18 protein-coding genes are annotated in these 17,408 nt (G+C 70.9%); 12 read left to right on the forward strand and 6 right to left on the reverse strand.

Going from position 1 to position 17,408, the window contains the following annotated elements:
- Positions 1-62: 62 nt before the first annotated feature.
- From DFP88_RS06625 to DFP88_RS06645, 5 genes are all read right to left on the reverse strand, one after another.
- Positions 63-2,435 (reverse strand): hypothetical protein, encoded by a 2,373-nt coding sequence (locus tag DFP88_RS06625; protein WP_110813672.1) that lies wholly within the window; start codon positions 2,433-2,435, stop codon positions 63-65.
- Entirely contained in the window at positions 2,432-3,304 is an 873-nt protein-coding gene (motA, locus tag DFP88_RS06630) for a flagellar motor stator protein MotA (protein WP_110813673.1), read from the reverse strand. Before motA ends, DFP88_RS06625 begins: the two co-directional genes overlap by 4 nt.
- Before the next feature lie 63 nt (positions 3,305-3,367).
- Positions 3,368-4,057 carry a MotE family protein gene (locus DFP88_RS06635; RefSeq protein WP_245904720.1) on the reverse strand — a complete coding sequence of 230 codons (690 nt, stop codon included), beginning with the start codon at positions 4,055-4,057 and terminating at the stop codon, positions 3,368-3,370.
- The gene (locus tag DFP88_RS06640; protein WP_110813674.1) at positions 4,054-4,419 is read right to left on the reverse strand and encodes a hypothetical protein; all 366 of its coding nucleotides are present in this window, start codon (positions 4,417-4,419) and stop codon (positions 4,054-4,056) included. The genes DFP88_RS06635 and DFP88_RS06640 overlap by 4 nt, the downstream gene beginning before the upstream one ends.
- A 13-nt stretch (positions 4,420-4,432) precedes the next feature.
- Complete coding sequence (locus DFP88_RS06645) at positions 4,433-4,930, reverse strand: flagellar basal body-associated FliL family protein (RefSeq protein ID WP_110813675.1); 498 nt, start codon at positions 4,928-4,930, stop codon at positions 4,433-4,435.
- A 152-nt stretch (positions 4,931-5,082) separates the two neighbouring features.
- Between DFP88_RS06645 and fliF the strand changes: the two genes are divergently transcribed.
- The 4 genes from fliF to fliP all read left to right on the forward strand — a co-directional run bounded on the left by fliF (position 5,083) and on the right by fliP (position 8,543).
- Entirely contained in the window at positions 5,083-6,663 is a 1,581-nt protein-coding gene (gene fliF / locus DFP88_RS06650) for a flagellar basal-body MS-ring/collar protein FliF (protein WP_110813676.1), read from the forward strand.
- Positions 6,663-7,364 (forward strand): hypothetical protein, encoded by a 702-nt coding sequence (locus DFP88_RS06655; protein WP_110813677.1) that lies wholly within the window; start codon positions 6,663-6,665, stop codon positions 7,362-7,364. The genes fliF and DFP88_RS06655 overlap by 1 nt, the downstream gene beginning before the upstream one ends.
- Complete coding sequence (locus DFP88_RS06660) at positions 7,357-7,641, forward strand: FliM/FliN family flagellar motor switch protein (protein ID WP_110813678.1); 285 nt, start codon at positions 7,357-7,359, stop codon at positions 7,639-7,641. Before DFP88_RS06655 ends, DFP88_RS06660 begins: the two co-directional genes overlap by 8 nt.
- 173 nt (positions 7,642-7,814) lie before the next feature.
- A complete protein-coding gene (gene fliP / locus DFP88_RS06665) occupies positions 7,815-8,543 on the forward strand; it encodes a flagellar type III secretion system pore protein FliP (RefSeq protein ID WP_425450815.1) in 729 nt (242 codons plus the stop codon).
- A gap of 8 nt (positions 8,544-8,551) precedes the next feature.
- Here the strand turns inward: fliP and DFP88_RS06670 are convergent, their stop codons facing one another.
- Positions 8,552-9,346 (reverse strand): SDR family oxidoreductase, encoded by a 795-nt coding sequence (locus tag DFP88_RS06670; RefSeq protein WP_110813680.1) that lies wholly within the window; start codon positions 9,344-9,346, stop codon positions 8,552-8,554.
- Between the two features lie 115 nt (positions 9,347-9,461).
- Here DFP88_RS06670 and DFP88_RS06675 point away from each other — a divergent pair, with 115 nt between their 5' ends.
- From DFP88_RS06675 to flgK, 8 genes are all read left to right on the forward strand, one after another.
- Entirely contained in the window at positions 9,462-10,238 is a 777-nt protein-coding gene (locus tag DFP88_RS06675; protein ID WP_110813681.1) for a sulfite exporter TauE/SafE family protein, read from the forward strand.
- Positions 10,239-10,290: 52 nt separating this feature from the next.
- Positions 10,291-11,079 carry a hypothetical protein gene (locus tag DFP88_RS06680; protein ID WP_110813682.1) on the forward strand — a complete coding sequence of 263 codons (789 nt, stop codon included), beginning with the start codon at positions 10,291-10,293 and terminating at the stop codon, positions 11,077-11,079.
- Positions 11,063-12,433, forward strand: coding sequence for a tetratricopeptide repeat protein (locus tag DFP88_RS06685; protein WP_110813683.1), 1,371 nt, complete (start codon positions 11,063-11,065; stop codon positions 12,431-12,433). The genes DFP88_RS06680 and DFP88_RS06685 overlap by 17 nt, the downstream gene beginning before the upstream one ends.
- Complete coding sequence (locus DFP88_RS06690) at positions 12,430-12,837, forward strand: DUF6165 family protein (protein ID WP_110813684.1); 408 nt, start codon at positions 12,430-12,432, stop codon at positions 12,835-12,837. The genes DFP88_RS06685 and DFP88_RS06690 overlap by 4 nt, the downstream gene beginning before the upstream one ends.
- Positions 12,834-13,595 carry an FkbM family methyltransferase gene (locus tag DFP88_RS06695; protein WP_110813685.1) on the forward strand — a complete coding sequence of 254 codons (762 nt, stop codon included), beginning with the start codon at positions 12,834-12,836 and terminating at the stop codon, positions 13,593-13,595. Before DFP88_RS06690 ends, DFP88_RS06695 begins: the two co-directional genes overlap by 4 nt.
- A 76-nt stretch (positions 13,596-13,671) precedes the next feature.
- The gene (locus DFP88_RS06700; RefSeq protein WP_342767692.1) at positions 13,672-14,532 is read left to right on the forward strand and encodes a flagellar motor protein MotB; all 861 of its coding nucleotides are present in this window, start codon (positions 13,672-13,674) and stop codon (positions 14,530-14,532) included.
- An 88-nt stretch (positions 14,533-14,620) separates the two neighbouring features.
- Entirely contained in the window at positions 14,621-15,934 is a 1,314-nt protein-coding gene (locus tag DFP88_RS06705) for a flagellar hook protein FlgE (protein ID WP_110813687.1), read from the forward strand.
- A 24-nt stretch (positions 15,935-15,958) separates the two neighbouring features.
- Positions 15,959-17,407 carry a flagellar hook-associated protein FlgK gene (flgK, locus tag DFP88_RS06710; protein ID WP_110813688.1) on the forward strand — a complete coding sequence of 483 codons (1,449 nt, stop codon included), beginning with the start codon at positions 15,959-15,961 and terminating at the stop codon, positions 17,405-17,407.
- Position 17,408: the final 1 nt, after the last annotated feature.

Consider the following 17,408-nt stretch of genomic DNA (forward strand, 5'->3'; position numbering starts at 1 on the left):
GCTTTCTGCTGCGGGATCATGCCGCCCAGTCTGCCGCGGCAAGGTTTACATTCGGTAAGCGATCATGGCGTGGCAGGGTCTTCCCGATCCTCGAGCGGGAAGCGGGACAGAAGGTCTTCCGCCAGGCGCCGCGCCTCTTCCGCCTGCTCCAGAAGATCGCGCCCCTCGGCCAGGCTTGCTTCTGCGGCCAGGGGCGGCTGCTCCCTGCGCGCGGCCTCGCCGGCGCGCTGCAGCAGAGCGGTTTCGGCGGCGGCTTCGGCATCCACGGCGGCCTCGCCATCGGCGGACGCCTCTGCCGCTTCGGCCAATCCGTCCCAGGCCCCGGCGCGCCAGAGATCCCTGGGGGCCGGGGGGGCGACCTGCGCCGCCTCGGCCAGCGCGGCAGTGCTGTCGCCCTGCATCCGCAGCGCCTCGGCCCGCAGGGTCGCCGCAGCCTCTCCGGCGACGCCGCCGAGCGCCCGAAGCACCTCGTCCGGATCCTCCAGCGCGAGTGCCGCCTCGGCCCGCAAGAGGCGCCGCGCGGCCATGGCCTCGCCACGGGCGCCGCCCGAGACGAGATCGGCGGCCCGCTCCGCGAAGCCCAGCTGCAGGAGGCGTTCCGCAACGCGGTTCTCGGCCTCTGCCGTGATCGGCGGCAAGCCGGCGTAGATCCGGTCGATGAACTCGGCATCCGGCAGTGTCTCCGTCAGCGCCTCGACCGCCTCTGCGCGCAGCTCCCGCCTCTGCGCCGCGCCCATCTCCCCGCTCTCGTCGCGCAGGAGGGACAGCGCCATCTCGTGGCGGCCCGAGGCGATGAGGGCGCGTGCTTCGACCGCGGCGAGGGCGGCCTCCACCGGGGTTCCGCGCGCCTCGAACCGCATCGCGCGGGCCAGATCCAGCTGGTCCTCTGGCACCGGGCGGCCTTCGGCCAGCTCCAGCTCGATCAGCCGGATCAGCCCCTCCGGCGTCATGCGGGCATCCTCCTCGGCGAGCTGCGCCAGATCCTCGATCGCTTCCTGCGGACCCTGCGACTGCAGCGTCAGCTCGGCCGCCGTCAGCTCGGCTTCGACCGAGTGGCCGTCCGGGGCGGTGAAGGCTTCGCTCAGTACGGCCTCGGCGGAGAGCGGGTCATCCGCGTCGATGAACAGCTGCGCGACGCGCGGGGCGAGGTGCCCGCGCAGCGCTTCGGGCAGCAGCGAGAATCCCGTCAGCAGGCCGGTCCGTTCGGAGGGCGTCATCTCGACGATGCTGCCGGCGGCGAGGGCGCGCCAGAGGGCCACCGGACCGGTGCAGCCCTGCTGGCCCGTGAAGGGCCTGCCGGGCAGCGGATCGCCGTCGACGATGGCGGCCATCGTGCTGAGCACCTGCCGCTCGACCGAGCGGCGGTCGTCGATCCGGAGGACGCCAAGGGCCTCTCGCCCGAAGCCGAAGGCCAGATAGCTGCGCGCCAGGGCGAGGGCCGCGCCGGGGTCGGTCCCTCCCGCCTCGTCGGTCAGGCGGGTGCTGCGGGCGGTGATCTCGTCGCTGAACTCGCCCTCGCCGATCCAGGACCGGACGTCGAAGAGGGCGTCGTCGAGGCAGCGGCTGCGCTCCTGCGGGGGCGCGGCGCGGCCCGTCGCGCTGTCGATGCTGCTGCGCACGTCGAGGCCGGGCCGGCGCGGCTGGCTGCTGGCGGCGAAGGGGGGACGGGCCGCGTCAGGCGGCGCATCCGGCGCGCTCGCAGGGGCGGAGGGTGCCGGATCCGGGGCCGGGGGCGCTGCGGCGGCGGCGTCGCGGCGCGCGCGCGCCATGGCATCGGGGTCCACGGTCAGCAGGCCCTGCGCCGCCGCGCGCGACAGGGTGTCGAGGATCTGGGACTGCGCCGCCTGGACCCGCCGCGTCGCGGGGGGCTCCTGGAAAGGGTTGAGCAGGTCCGGCTCCGCCGCGGTCTCTGGCAAGAGCGGCAGGTCGCTTTGCGGCGCATCGAGCGGAGGGCTGGCAGCGGGTAGCGCCGGATCATCGAAGAGCAGCGGCAGGACAAGGTCGGCCCCGCCGCCGGCGCTGCGCGCGTCCTGCGCCGGCGGGGCGATCGGGTTTTCCCAACCCGATCCGGCCGGCGCCTCGCCGTCCCGGATGTCGATCACCAGCCGGTCGGGCCTCCAGAGAAAGGCGCGGGCATGGCAGGTGTCGCAGGACAGCTTCAGGCGTAGCCGCCCCGGCCGCGCCTCGAGCGCGGCGAGACGATCGCGGCGGATGCGGGCGAAGACGCCCGCGGTGTCGAAGGTCGCGCCGGGCAAGGTGAAAACGTAGTCACCGCCGTCCCGCCCGAGGCGCCAGTCGGCCCCTTCGGGAATCGCCAGGACGAGGCGCACGAAATCCGGGTGCTGCCCCGACCGGAAGGAGACGGTCTGCGCCGCAAGGGGGGCAGCCGGCAAGGCGCAGAGGAGCGCCAGCACGAGGGGCAGGGCCCACCTCATGCGGCGGCGCCGTCCTTCGTTGCCCGAAGCGCGTTCTCGAGATCCGAGAAGCTGGGGCGATGGTGGTGCGGGGTATTCTGGCGCCCGACCTCGATGCAGATGTTGGGACTGTGCTGGTGCAGGTTCGCGACCAGCACCTCACGGATCAGCTTGTAGAACTGCGCCTCCTCCTCCAGCACCGTCTTGAGCTTGGAGGCGAAGGGGCCAACGAGGCCATAGGCGAGAAAGACGCCAAGGAAGGTGCCGACGAGGGCGCCGCCGATCATCTTGCCCAGCACCTCGGGTGGCTGGTCGATCGAGCCCATGGTCTTGATCACGCCCAGCACGGCGGCGACGATGCCTAGCGCGGGCAGGCCGTCGGCGACGGTCTGCAGCGCATGCGGCGTGTGCATCGAATGATGCATCGCCGCCTCCATCCGCTTGTCCAGGACGTCCTCGACCTGGTGCGGATCGTCGTAGTTCATGCTGGCGGAGCGCAGGGTGTCGCAGATCAGCTCGACCGCCTCGTGATCGTGCTGGATCTTCGGGTACTTCGCGAAGATCGCGGACTCCGCGGGGTTCTCCGTATGCTCCTCCAGCGCCACCGGGTTGGCGCGGGCGATGCGGATCAGCTCGAAGAGCAGGCACAGCAGGTCCCGGTAGTCATCGGGGGACCAGCGGGGGCCCTTGAAGACCTTCTTGAGGTCCCTCAGCGTGTGCTTGATCGCCGGGCCGTCGTTCGAGATGACGAAGGCGCCGGCCGCGGCGCCGCCGATCATGATCATCTCGAAGGGCATGGCCTTCATGATGATCCCCATTTTTCCCCCGGCCAGCATGTAGCCGCCGAAGACCATCACGAAGATGATGCCGATGCCGATGAAGCCGGTCATGCGTCGCCCCTGCCGTTGCACCCGCCCTCTTGTCGCAGAGAGTGGTTAAGGTTCCGTCAGCCGTCACTCGGTCGGCGCGGCGGCATTGCGCCCGGCGAGGATCGCGCTGATCGAATAGGCCGTCCCCGCCTCCAGGCGGCTCATCACCGCCGCCGCGATTTCGGGCTGCATCCGGGCGATGAAGCCTGCGGAGAACTCGGGGGCCATCTGCTCGAAGAGGGCGGCGGCATCCTCGGTCTTCATGTTCTCGTAGACCGCCGTCAGACGGGTCAGGTCGTCCTCGGCAGCGGTCTCCGACAGGGCGAGGGTGGCCGACAGCCTCTCCTCCGCGGCTTGCAGGGCCTGGAGCTTCTCCTCGATTTCGCCTTCCGCGACGCGGAGCGCCTGCATCCTGTCCTCTACCTGCGTCTCGCGCCGCGAGACGCGCTCCTCGCGGGCGTCGAAGGCGGCCAGAAGCTCCGGCGTGCCCTCGCAGGCGCCGATGGCGGTCTCTGCCGGCGCCTCCTGAGGCGGGTCCGAATCGGCGGCCAGGGCCCGGCTGACGCCGTCGGAAAGGCGCAGCGCGCCCGAGAACAGCAGCAGCCCCGCGATCACCGGCAGCACGCTGCGCGCGGCGCGGCGCCTGATGGCGGGCCGCCCCTTCGCGCGCGTTTTGACGGCCCCGCCCTTGCCCTTGCCCCTGGACCGAGGCTCGGCCGCCGGGCGCCCGGAGACGGGCGGCTCGCGGCGCATCTGCTGGGGATCCTGCGTCATGGCGTCACCTCGAGGTCGACGTTGCGAATGAAGTAGGGCTCCGGCGGTGCCTCCGCCTCGGGTTGGTCGGCCTGCGGCTCCGGCAGGTCGTGGAGCGAGGCGACCAGAAGCTCCAGCCGCTTGGCCGCGGCCTCGGCCCGGTCCGTGGCCGCGTTCAGCGTGCCGACCTGCGTGCTGGCCGCGTCGCGGGCGCGGGCGACGGTGCGGGTCAGATCGTCGACCTGCGCGGAAAGGACCGCCACGGCGCCGCCGACCCCCGATTCGAGATCCGTGAAGCGGCGCAGCCGCCGCGACAGCACCATGCAGTACAGCGCCGCGGCGAGCGCACCCGCGACCAGCAGCATGTCGGCGATCAGCGACATCGTCCCGCCCCCCTCAGTTGACCACGAATTCCATCACGAGCAGGTCGCGCACCCGCCCTTCGCCCGCCACCACCTGCACCCGGCGCAGCATCTGCCCGCGCAGCCGGACCAGGGCGGCCGGATCGGCAAGGTCACTGACCTCCACGGCGCGCAGGTAGCCGTTCAGCACGTCGACGATGCGCGGCCGTATCGCCTCGACCGATTCCGCATGCTCCGGCGGCACTTCGAGCTGGGCCGAGAAGCGCAGGAGATTGCGCCCCGACCGCGCCGGCAGGTTGATGACCAGCGGGTCCAGCGGCACGAAGACCGCGGGCGCCAGCGGGGCCGGCTCGGCCTCCAGCTGGTCGGCCGGCTCCTCGGCCTCGCCGCCGCCGCCGATCAGCCCGGACGAGGCGGCGAAGAACCCGCCGCCCGCCCCGGCGAGCAGCAGGACGATGCCGAGGATCAGCGGCAGTTTCGACTTCTTCTTCGGCGCTTCCTCGGCGCCCTCCACATCGGCAGCGGCAGACATGCTGTGACTTCCTCCGGTCTCCTGCCCCGCGCAGGGCGGGTCTCCGTTCTGGATGAGGAGAGTTAAGCCGGGAACGACTAACCAATTGTTAAGTGCGATCGGGCCATAAGCGGGGCGTCGCGGCAGAAGTCCGCCAGCTACGGAGAACCGATTTGGACGCCTCCCTGTCCCTCTGGTCCGGTCTGACCACGCGTCGCAAGGTTGCCGCCGGTCTGGCCGCGATTCTGGTCTTTGCGGCCGTCCTGCTCCTGACGCGAGGCGCGGGGCGGACGCAAAACGCCCTGCTTTACGCCGGGCTCGAACCCAGCGCCGCCGGGGAAGTCGTCGGCGCGCTCGACCAGCGCGGCCTCCCCTACGAGGTGCGCGGCGATTCGATCTGGGTGCCGCAGGACCAGCGCGACTCGCTGCGGCTGACCCTTGCCGCGGAGGGGCTGCCGGCCAATGGCGGGCAGGGCTACGAGCTGCTGGATCAGCTCTCCGGCTTCGGCACCACCAGCCAGATGTTCGATGCCGCCTACTGGCGGGCCAAGGAGGGCGAGCTGGCGCGCACGATCCTGTCGACGCCCGGCATCCGCTCGGCGCGCGTGCATATCTCGAGCCCGACGGCGCGGCCCTTCGCGCGCGACGAGCGGCCGACCGCCGCGGTCACCGTCAGCCTCGGGGGCAGCGGCCTCTCGGGCGCCCAGGCCGAGGCGCTGCGGTACCTCGTGGCCTCTGCCGTTCCGGGCCTCGCGCCGCTCGACGTGGCGATCATCGATGCGGAGAACGGGCTGGTCTCGCCGCCGGAGGACACGGCCGCGGGCAGCGATTCCCGCACCGAGGAGCTGCGCGCGCGGGCGGAGCGCCTGCTCGAGGCGCGGGTCGGGCCGGGCAATGCCGTGGTCGAGCTGAGCGTCGAGGTGGCGACCGAATCCGAGCAGATCGTCGAGCGGCGGATCGACCCCGAGAGCCGCGTCGCCATCTCGACCGAAACCCTCGAGAGCAGCGACAGCACCCAGGGCAGCGGCGGCGATGTCACCGTCGCCTCCAACCTGCCCGACGGCGAAGCGGCGGGGGGCGGCGGCAATTCCAACCAGGCCAGCGAAACGCGGCAGGTGACGAACTACGAGATTTCCGAGACCAGCCGGGAGGTCCTGCGCGGGCCCGGCGCCGTGCGCCGCCTGACCGTGGCGGTGCTGGTCAACGACCAGACGGCCGAGGGTCCGGAGGGCGATCTCGTCTCCACCCCCCGCAGCGAGGAGGAGCTTGCCGCGTTGAGCGCGCTCGTCGCCTCTGCCGTCGGCCTGAACGAGGAGCGCGGCGATGTGATCACGGTGCGCTCGATGGCCTTCGAGCCGATCCTGCCGATGGGCACCGAGGCCGTCGCCACCGGCGCGGGCACGCCGCTCGACATGATGCGGCTGATCCAGCTCGGGGTGCTGGCGGCGGTGGCGCTGGTCCTTGGCCTCTTCGTGGTGCGGCCGATCCTGACCTCGGGGCGGCAGGGCCTGCCCGCGCCGGCCGAGGCCGCGGCCCTCCCGCTGCCGGAGGCGGGGGATATGGGGGGCGCGCCCGACCTCGATACCGGCGGCTTCGCGATGCTGCCGGCCGATTTCGACATGGGCGACATGGGCGGCGGCGAGGAGGAGAGCGATCCGGCAGAGCGGCTGCGCCGGCTGATCGAGGAGCGCCAGGTGGAGACCCTGCAGATCCTGCAAAGCTGGGTCGAGGATGAAGATACGGAGGTTGCGTGATGGCGATCGCGGAATGGCTCGAATGCTTCGACGACAGCCCAGAGCCGCTGGCGCGGGTCGATCCCGAGGGGCCGGGCGAGGACTGGCTCGAGGGGCATGCCGCCGGTGTCGAGGCGGGGCGCGCCGCCGCGGCGGCAGAGCAGGCGGCGCTGACGGAGCGGCTGGTGCAGACGCTCGACGACATGGGCTTCGGCTATGCCGAGGCGCGGGCGCATCTGCTCGCCGCGCTGCGCCCGCTCTTCGCCGCGCTGTCGGAAAGCCTGGTCCCCGGGCTGGCGGCGCAAGGCCTGGCGCTGCGCCTCGCCGAGAGGCTGGCTGAGGCCGCCGAGGCCGATGCCGGGCTGCCGGTCACCCTGCGCGTCGCGCCCACCGAAACGGAGGCCTTCGAGCAGGTCGCCAGCAGCGCGCCGCTGCCGCTGCGCCTGCAGCCGGACCCGGTGCTGGAGCCGGGCCAGCTCGTTCTCGAGCGGGGCGGCAGCGCGACGATGCTCGATGCCCTCTCGCTCGTCGAGGAGCTGCGCGGCGCGCTGGATGCTCTGGCGGCGGGCACGAGTGGGGCGCCCGGCGAGGAGGCGGGTCCTTCTGGCGCCGCGCAGCCCGGAGGGGCCGTCCCGGAAGCGGAGGCGACGCCGGGTGCGGCCTTCTCTGCCGAGGATCCGCTTGCACAACACCGCGCCGAGAGGAGTGAGCGCCATGGATGATCCCACGACTGCCGCCGGCGACGACCATCCGCTGCGGTCCGTCCCGATCGAGGTGACGATCATGGTAGGCCGGGCGCGGCCGACCGTGCGGGACCTGCTCTCTCTCGAGGAGAACGCCGTGCTGCCGCTGGACCGCCGCGTCGAGGACCCGGTGGAGCTTTACGTCGGCGGCCGGCTCATCGCGCGCGGCGAGCTGCAGGAGATGGAGGGAGGAGAGCCGGGCCAGCTTGCCGTGCGGCTGACAGAGGTCGCCAGCGCGGGCGGCGACCTGGGCTGAGGATGGGCAGGCCCCGGCCTTTCCATCCGCCTGCGGCCGACCCGCGGGCCGGTCCCGGGCGCCGGCAGGCCGGCGAGGCAGGGGCATTCAACCGCGAAGTCGCGGGCAGCGGCGCGGGTGCGCGGCGCCCGGGGCGGGCCCACCGTCTTCTCGCGGCGATCCTGCCGCTTCTGGTGACGCTGGTTCTGGCGTGTCTTCTGGTCCTGATCTGGGCCGATCCCGGTAGGGCGCAGGGGGCGCCCTTAGACCTGCCGCTGCCGGAAGGCGGCGCGCTGGCCGAGCGCAGCGTGCAGCTTCTGGTGCTGGTCACGCTGCTGGGGCTGGTGCCGGGACTGGCGGTGATGATCACCTGCTTTCCCTTCATGGTCACCGTGCTGGCCATCCTGCGGCAGGCGCTGGGCCTGCAGCAATCGCCGCCAAACATGCTGCTGGTCAGCCTCGCGCTGTTCCTGACCTGGTTCGTGATGGACCCGGTGCTGACCGCCGCCTGGCAGCAGGGCATCCGCCCCTGGACCGAAGGCGCGATCGAGATCGACGAGGCCTTCCTGCGCGCGATCGAGCCCTTTCGCGGCTTCATGGCCAACCGGATCGACCCGGGCAGCTTCGAGGCGCTGGCTGGCCTGCGCCCCGGCCTCGACCCCGCTCAGCCGATTCCGGAGGCGCCGCTCTCGGTGCTGGTGCCCAGCTTCATGCTCTCCGAGATCGCGCGGGCTTTCCAGGTCGGCTTCATGATCTTCCTGCCCTTCCTGATCATCGATCTGGTGGTGGCGGCGGTGCTGATGTCGATGGGCATGATGATGGTGCCGCCGGCGATCGTCTCGCTGCCGTTCAAGCTGGCCTTCTTCGTCGTCGCGGACGGCTGGAGCCTTTTGGCCGGCAGCCTCGTGCGCAGCTACCTCTAGCCGCGCCCCTAGCCGACATTGGCGGGCGGCGCGCCGCTCACCCGCTGCTCCAGATCGACGAGCGTTCCGGTCTGCAGGCCGGAGGCGTCGGACAGCAGGTAGAGCGCGAGACGCGCGACATCCTCGGGCTTGAGCAGGCGACCGAAGGGCTGGCGGGCCTCTGCCTCCTCCAGCCAGCCCTCGCCCTTGCCCAGCGTCTCGGCCTGCATGGTCCGCTCACCGGCGGTGTCGGTCCAGCCCAGCATGATGCCATTGGCGCGGATCCGGTCGGCGGCATGGGCATTGGCCGCGTTCTTCGTCAGCGTCGCCATGGCGCCCTTGGTGCCGGAATAGACCGCCAGCTCGGGGGCGCCGCAATGGGCGTTCATCGACAGCACGTTGACGATGGCGCCGGGATCGCCGCGCTCCTTCAGGTGCCGGATCAGCTGCTGCATCAGGAAGAAGCCTGCCCGCGTGTTCAGCGCGAAGAGCTTGTCGAAAAGCTCGGGCTCGGCGTCGAGGAAGGAGGCCCGGCTCGACAGGCCGGCAGAGTTCACGAGGCAGTCGACGCCCCCCATCAGCTCCACCGCCTTTTCGAAGACCCGCACCGGCGTCTCGGCTTCGGCCAGATCGCCCGGCGCGACCTTCACTTCGCAGCCATGGCCGCGCAGCCGCTCGGCGACGCGCTCGCCCTTCTCGGCATCGCGCCCGACAAGGGTGACCGCCGCGGCCCCGCTTTTCGCGGCGGCCTCGGCGATGGCGGCGCCGATTCCCTGCGTGCCGCCCGTCACCAGCACCCGCTTGCCCGTCAATGTCACGTCCATGGCACGATCCTCTTCGTTCTGCTCCGGGTACAAGTCCCCGGCCCGCGCCCCGGGTTCCCGAACTTGACACCCGCAGGGGCGGAGCGCAGGCAGGCCGGCGGGAGGATCGCAGGCAATGCAAGGTTTCGTGTTCTCGGACCCGCTGGCCCTGGCAGCGGCCTGTCTGGCGGTGGTGCTGGTCGGGCTGTCGAAGGGCGGGCTGGGCGGCGCCATGGCGCTGCTGGGCGTGCCGGTCATGGCGCTGACGATCCCGCCGGTGCAGGCGGCGGGGATCCTCCTGCCGATCCTGATCGTCATGGACTGGGTCAGCCTCTGGAGCTGGCGCGGCACCTTCGACCGCCGCGTGCTGAAGATGATGCTGCCGGCGGCCATGGTCGGAATCGCCGTCGGCTGGGCCACGGCGGCCTGGACCTCGGACGCGATGGTGCGGCTGATCGTGGGCGTGATCGCGCTGGTCTTCGTCGCGCGCTGGGCGCAGGGCGCCATCAAGGCGCGGCGCAGCCCCGCGACGCCACGGCCGCACAATGCCGCCGCCGCCGGGGTCTGGGGATCCCTTGCCGGCTATACCAGCTTCGTCGCCCATGCGGGCGGGCCGCCCTACCAGGTCTACACGCTGCCGCTGCGGCAGGATCCGCGGCTGTACACCGGCACCAGCGTGGTCTTCTTCGCCGTCGTCAACATGGTCAAGCTGATCCCCTATGCCGCGCTGGGGCAGCTGGACGTCGCCAACCTTACCGCCTCGGCGATGCTGATGCCGCTGGCGGCGCTGGCGACGCTGGCCGGCGCGGCACTGGTCCGGCGGATGCGGCCCGAGGTCTTCTACCCGCTCATGTACACGATGGTGACGCTGGTCGGCTGCAAGCTGACATGGGACGGTCTGCAGGCGCTTTGACAAGGGGGCCGGGGCGGGGCACCGTCGCCCCGGCCGAGGCAAGGGGCGCGCGATGCAGTTCACCGTACATCTGGATGACACGACCGGCGATCCGCGGCGCAGCGGGCCGGTGCAGGTCGGCTGGTTCCTGACCGAGCAGAAGGGCGGCATCATCTACGCCCCGCCCGAGCGCGTGCGCTCGGCCGAGCTGGACCGCCGCCACGCCAAGAGCGCCTCGCGCTGCCCGGCGGTGATCACGCTGGAAAGCCGGTATTTCCTGATCCGCTGCCCCTTCGACATCCACATCGGCTTCGGCCGCGACGACAAGGGCAAGCCCTTCCTGCGCAACCTCGCCGGCGAGGCGAGCGCGATTCGCGCCAGCAAGCTGGGCGAGAAGCTGCACCTGACGAACGAGGCCGAGTGGCGGCACAAGGGCGTGCCGACCCTGCAGCTGAGCCTGCCTTACGTCTTCGTCGCGGACGAGCCCGTCTACATGGCGCAGGTGCCGCCCTTCATGCACTACCGCCCCGATCCGCTGCCCGGCACGCTGTTCGGCGGGCGCTTTCCGATCAACGTCTGGCCGCGCCCGCTGATGTGGGCCTTCGAGTGGCACGAGCCGGACAAACCGATCCGCCTCAAGCGTGGCGAGCCGCTGTTTTATGCCGGCTTCGAGACGGTGGGGCCCGAGCGCCCGGTGCAGGTCGTCGAGACCGAGGTGACCCCCGATCTCGAGGCCTACATGGAGCTGATCTCGGGCGCGGTGAACTACGTCAGCCAGACCTTCTCGCTGTTCGAGGCGGCCGAGGCGCGGCGGCCCGAAACGCTTCTCAGCCCGGTCCGGCGTCGTGGCGCAGAGGGCTGAGCAGCCCGCGGATCTGCGGCAGCGGGCGCTGGCGCTGCACCGCGGCGGCAAGCCGGGCGAGGCCAAGCCGCTTTACACCGCCTACCTGTCGCAGCGCGCGGACGACGCGCAGATGTGGTCGAACTTCGGCGCCCTGATGCGGGCCGAGGGGCGGCTGGATCAGGCGCTGCGGGCACAGGAACGCGCCTTCGCGCTCGCCCCGACCTCACTGCCCGTGCTGATCAACTTTGCCAATGCGCTGGCCGACAGCGGCCGCAGCGAAGAGGCGCTGACCCATCGCCGCGCGGTGCTGGAGCAGAGCCCCGACGACGCGGCGACCAAGGCGATGGTGGGCAAGGCGCTGCGCAGCCTCGGGCGATACGAGGAGGGGATCGCGACGCTCGCGCGCTTCATCCGCGAGCACCCGGAGGAGACGGAGCTGAAGCTTCAGCTCGCGCTGACGCAGCTTGCCGCGGGCCGCTACGCCGAGGGTTTCGAGAACTACGCCGTGCGCTGGCAGACGGAGGAGCTGACGCCGCGCCGTCTGCCGCAACCCGAATGGGACGGCGGCGGCCTGCGCGGCAAGACCATTGCCGTGCTGCCCGAACAGGGCTTCGGCGATACCATCGCCTTCGCGCGCTTCCTGCCGGTGCTTCGGCAATACGGGCCGGAGCGGGTGCTGCTGCATTGCGCCCCGCCGGTGCTGCGGCTTCTGCAGCAGGTGCATGGCGCCGATTGGGTGGGCCAGCTGACGCCGGAGGGGCCCCGCTTCGATCTCTGGACCGACATGATGGACCTGCCGACGCATCATTTCGCGTCCCAGGACGATATTCCTGCACCGGCGCGCATGGCGGTCCCCGAGGATGCGGTACGCCGCGCCCGCTCGATCGCCGGCCCGCATGGCGCAGCCCTCAAGGTCGGCGTCGTCTGGACCGGATCGCTGACCTACCGCGGCAATGCCCACCGCAGTTTCGGGCACGAGCGCTTCTTGCCGCTGGCCGATCTGCCGGGGGTCAAGCTTTTCTCGCTCTACAAGGGGCCGGCGGCGGAGGCCTTTCGCGCCGACGGCAGCGCCGCCTTCATCCTGGATGCGGGGTCGAGCGACAGGGACTTCGCCGATTGCGCCGCGCTGATGCGCGAGATGGACCTCGTCGTGACATCGGACACCGCGACGGCGCATCTTGCCGGCTCGCTGGGGGTGCCGGTCTGGGTGCTGCTGCACTGGGACGCCTTCTGGCTGTGGCGGCACGAGGGCGAGACAACGCCCTGGTATCCCTCGATGACGCTGATCCGCCAGCCCGCGCCGCGCGACTGGGACAGCGTCTTCGCCGAGGTGGCGCGCCGCCTCGCCGCTCTGACGGAGAGCCGGCCATGACGGAGATCCTCGCCCCCATCTCGCCCGGCGAATTGCTCGACAAGCTGACGATCCTGCGCCTGAAGGAGGAGCGGATCGCGGAGCCTGCGAAGCTGGCCCATGTCCGCGAGGAGCGTGCGGCCCTGTCGGACATCGCCCGCGACGCGATGCCGGACAGTCCGGAGATCCGCACCCTCTGGGACGAGCTCTACCAGATCAACGCAATACTCTGGCAGGTCGAGGACGATATTCGGGCCTGCGAGGCGCGGCAGGACTTCTCGGAGACCTTCGTCGCGCTGGCCCGCAGCGTTTACCGCACCAACGACCGCCGCGCCGAGATCAAGCGCCGCATCAACGAGGCGCTGGGCTCGACCCTGATCGAGGAGAAATCCTACACCGACCCGGATGGCGAGGGTGCGGCATGAGCATCGACGAGGCGATCGCCCGCGGCCGGGCCGAACTGGCCGAGGCGCTGCGGCAGATCGAGGCGCGGCTGGCCGAGGATCGCAGCCGGGCCCGCGCGCCGCTGGTGCGCCAGCAGCACGAGATCAGGCGCATGCTCGATCCCGGCTATGCCTATTCCAGCCAAGCCGGGCAGGACAGGGTCGTCGACCGTCTCATGGGTGGCAAACCCGGCGTCTTCGCCGATATCGGCGGCTATGACGGCGTGACCGGATCGAACACGCTGTTCCTCGAGCAGCGGCGCGGCTGGACCGGCGTGCTGGTCGAGCCGGTGCCGGCGCAGCTTGCCCGCGCGACGGCGGTGCGCCGCTGCCCCTGCCTGCCCTATGCCGTCGCCGCCGGCGAGGGGCGGGCCGATTTCGTCGCCGTCACCGCCGGCTACACCCAGATGAGCGGGCTTGCAGGCAGCTACGACGCCGCGCTGCTGGACCGGGTGCGCGCCGATCCGCGCCATGCCGAAGAGCGGATCGAGGTCGAAACGCGCAGCCTCTCGACGATCTTCGACGAGGCGGGGATCGGCACGCCCGACTTCGTATCCCTCGATATCGAGGGGGGAGAGCTGGCGGCGCTCGAGGCCTTTGATTTCGACAGGCACCGCGTCGCGCTCTGGGCGATCGAGAACAACGCGGGCAGCCCGGACCTTGGCCGCATCATGCGCGAAACGGGGCATGATCTTGTCGAGTTCTGCGGACCCGACGAGCTTTGGCGCCGCCGCGCCTGACCGGGCGGGTTTTCCTACACAGTCATTTAACGCCGCCGCTTCAGGATCACGCCGTGGGTGAAAGCGGAGTGTGACCGTGGGCGAACGACCGATCATCATCAAGCGCAAGAAGGTCGCGGGCGGCGATGGCCACCACGGCGGCGCCTGGAAGGTGGCCTATGCGGACTTCGTGACCGCGATGATGGCCTTCTTTCTGCTGATGTGGCTGCTGAACGCGACGACGGAGCAGCAGCGCAGCGGCCTTGCCGACTACTTCTCGCCGACGATTTCCGTCAGCCGCACCTCGGGCGGCGGCGAGAACGTGATGAATGGCGACAGCATGCACACGGAGATGACCGAGATCGCGGATGGCACCGGCAGCAACTCCGGCGTGCTCGGGGCGGTGCCCTTCAATCCCGATCGCGGCGACAGCGGCCGGACCCCCACGGGCATCGACGGGAAGGCCGCCGACGACATGGAGGCCGCCGAGATTGCCGCCCTGCGCGAGGTCGAAGAGGCCCTGCTCGGCTTCGGCGGCGAGACCTTCGTCAGCGAGAACGCGATGCGCCACGTCGTGACCCGCCTGACGGACGAGGGGCTGATCATCGAGCTTTTCGCCCTGCCCGACGCCCCGCTCTTCGCCGGCGACACGGCAGAGCCGATGCCGGTGACCGAGGCGCTGGTGGCGATGATCGCCGAGGTCTCGGGCCTCGTGAGCAACCGTGTCGCCGTCGAGGCGCATCTGGCCGCGAAGCCCGTGATGCGGGTCGATCCGCCGCTTTTCCCGCTGTCTTCCGAAAGGGCGCTGCGGGTGCGCGAGATGCTCGAGGATCACGGCCTGGACAGGGAGCGGGTGCGCCGCGTCACCGGCCATGCCGACCGCTCCCCGGTCGTCGGGGACGCGAGCGCGCCGCGCAACGACAGGATCGAGATCATCCTGCTTCGCAGCGATCTCTGATCGCGGCCTAGCCCGCATTCACGCCATCTTAAACGGCGGCGGCTAGCAAGGCAGCAACCATCGTCTTCGAAACCAGAAGGGCCCCCTTATGACGATTTCTTCCTCGCTCAGGGCCGGAGTGACCGGCCTCGCGGCGAATGCCGGCCGGCTCGCGACCATCTCCGACAACATCGCGAACTCCTCGACCCTGGGCTACAAGCGCGCGGTCACGGATTTCACGCAGATGGTCGTCAACGGCTCCTCCGGCTCCGGCCGCTATACCGCCGGCGGCGTCAGCAGTTCTGCCTTCCGCGTGGCGAACGAAGGGGGCGCGATCACCGGCACCTCGAATGCGACCGACCTTGCCGTCTCGGGCCGCGGCTTCCTGCCGGTGACCGCCGCGACGCCGGCGCAGCTGACCGACGGGCAGCTTCCGCTGCAGCTGACCTCGACCGGCTCCTTCGAGATCAACGATGCCGGCTACCTGCAAAGTCCGCAGGGCAAAATGCTGCTGGGCTGGCCCGCCAACTTCGACGGCTCCTTCGAGAATTTCCCGCGCGACACGGTCGCCGGGCTCGAGCCGGTTCGCGTCAACATGTCCGCCTTCACCGGCAGCGCCACGACCGAGATCGACCTCGCCGTGAACCTGCCCGCCACCGGCACCGAGGATACCGGCGACGGGCTGCCCGAAGAGATGACGCTGGAGTACTTCGACAACCTCGGCAAGCCCGAGGCGCTGACGATCACCTTCACCCCGACGGTCCCTGCCGCGGGCGATCCGGCGACGAACGAATGGGCGATGACCATCGCCGACAGCGCCTCGGGCGGCGCGGTGATCGGCGACTACACCCTGACCTTCGCCGATGTGCGCGACCTCGGCGGAACGCTGGCCGGCGTGGCCGATACCGTCGGCGGCGCCTATGACGCGCAGACCGGCAGCATCACGGTGACCGCCGATGCCGGCCCGATTCAGATCAACATCGGCGAGATCGGCGACGGCAACGGCACGACCCAGCTGTCGGACGTTTTCGCCCCGGTGCAGATCAGCAAGGACGGCAATGCGGCCGGCAACATGACCGGCGTCGACGTCGACGACAACGGCTACCTGCGCGCCCAGTACGACAACGGCATCACCCGCGTCCTCTACCAGATCCCGCTGGTCGACGTCCCCGATGCCAATGCGATGAATTCCGCCACCGGCCAGGCCTTCGAGGTGACGCGCGAAAGCGGCGGCTTCCTGCTGTGGAACGCGGGCGACGGGCCGACCGGGACCATCGCGAACTTCGCGCTGCAGGAATCGGCGACCGATGTCGCCAAGGAGCTGACCGATCTGATTCAGACGCAGCGGGCCTATTCGTCCAACGCCAAGATCGTCCAGACGGTGGACGAGATGCTGCAGGAAACCACCAACCTCAAGCGCTGAGACTGAACCGCGGAGGCTGCGCCGATGTCGATCTCGATGACCCTTGCCAATGCCCTTAGCGGTCTAACCGCGACGGGGCGCATGGCGCAGACCGTGGCGTCCAACATCGCCAATGCCAATACCGACGGCTATGGCCGGCGCGAGGTGGCGCTGTCCTCGCAGGTGATCGGCAAGGGCGGGGCGGGGGTGCAGGTCGATGGCGTCACCCGCATCGTCGATCGCGGCATCCTTGCCGATCGCCGCCTCGCCGATGCCGAACGGGGCGCCCAGCAGGCCGGCGCCGAGGCGCTGGAACGGGTCGAGCAGCTGGTCGGCGCGCCGGGCGATGCCAGCTCCATCGCCGGGCGGATCGCCGCGCTCGAGCAGGCCCTTGCCACGGCATCGGCCGATCCCGCCTCGACCCTGCGGCTGAACGCCGTTTCCGACAGGCTGGGCGAGGTCGCGAGCACCTTGAACAGGGCCTCCGACGGGCTGGCCGAGATGCGGGCCCGCGCAGACGACGATATCGCCGCCCAGGTGACGACGCTGAACGAGGCTCTCGCAAGGGTCGAGGTGCTGAACGACGATATCGCCCGCGCCCGCTACACGGGCCTCGACGAATCCGGGCTCAAGGACCAGCGGCAGGTGGTGATCGACAAGATCGCCGGGATCGTCCCGATCCGCCTGCTGTCGCGCGATAACGGCTCCGTCGCGGTGATCAGCCAGGCCGGGCAGGTGCTGCTTGACGACAGGGCGGCGCAGATCGGTTTTTCGCCCGTGGGCCTCGTGACGGCCGACATGTCGCTTGCCGGCGGCACGCTCTCCGGCCTCAGCATCAATGGCAAGCCGGTCGCCAGCGCCGACGGGGTGGGCAAGCTCGTTGGCGGCGCGCTGGGCGCCAGCTTCCAGCTGCGGGACGAGACGCTGCCCGGGGTGCAGGCGCAGCTCGACGAGGTGGCGCAGGACCTGATCCTCCGCCTCTCCGACCCGGCCGCCGATCCCACGATTCCCGCCGGGGGCGCTGGTCTTCTGACGGATAACGGCTCGCCTCTCGACCCGCTGGACGTGACAGGGCTCTCGGGGCGGATCGCCGTGAACGCGGCGGTCGACCGCACGGCCGGCGGCGATGTGACGCTGCTGCGCGACGGGTTGAACGCCGCCGCAGCGGGCCCAGTCGGCGAGGCCCGCCAGATCGACGCCTGGATCGGGGCCCTGGCCGCCAAGCGCACGCCTCCCGCAGGCGGCTTGGCGGCCAGCGCCGCGGGCCTTGCCACCCGCGTCTCGACCAGCACCGGCAGCGCCCGCGTCGATGCCGAAGAGCAGCTCGGCTTCGCGACCGCCCGCTGGGAGACCATGCGCGAGGCGGAGCTGATCTCCGGCGTCGACAGCGACCGCGAGATGCAGATGCTGCTGCGCATCGAGCAGGCCTATGCCGCCAATGCCCGCGTGATGACCGCCGCGGATTCGATGATCCGCCAGCTGATGGAGATCTGAC

It is taken from the genome of Pseudoroseicyclus aestuarii, from assembly GCF_003217255.1.
Lineage (GTDB): Bacteria > Pseudomonadota > Alphaproteobacteria > Rhodobacterales > Rhodobacteraceae > Pseudoroseicyclus > Pseudoroseicyclus aestuarii.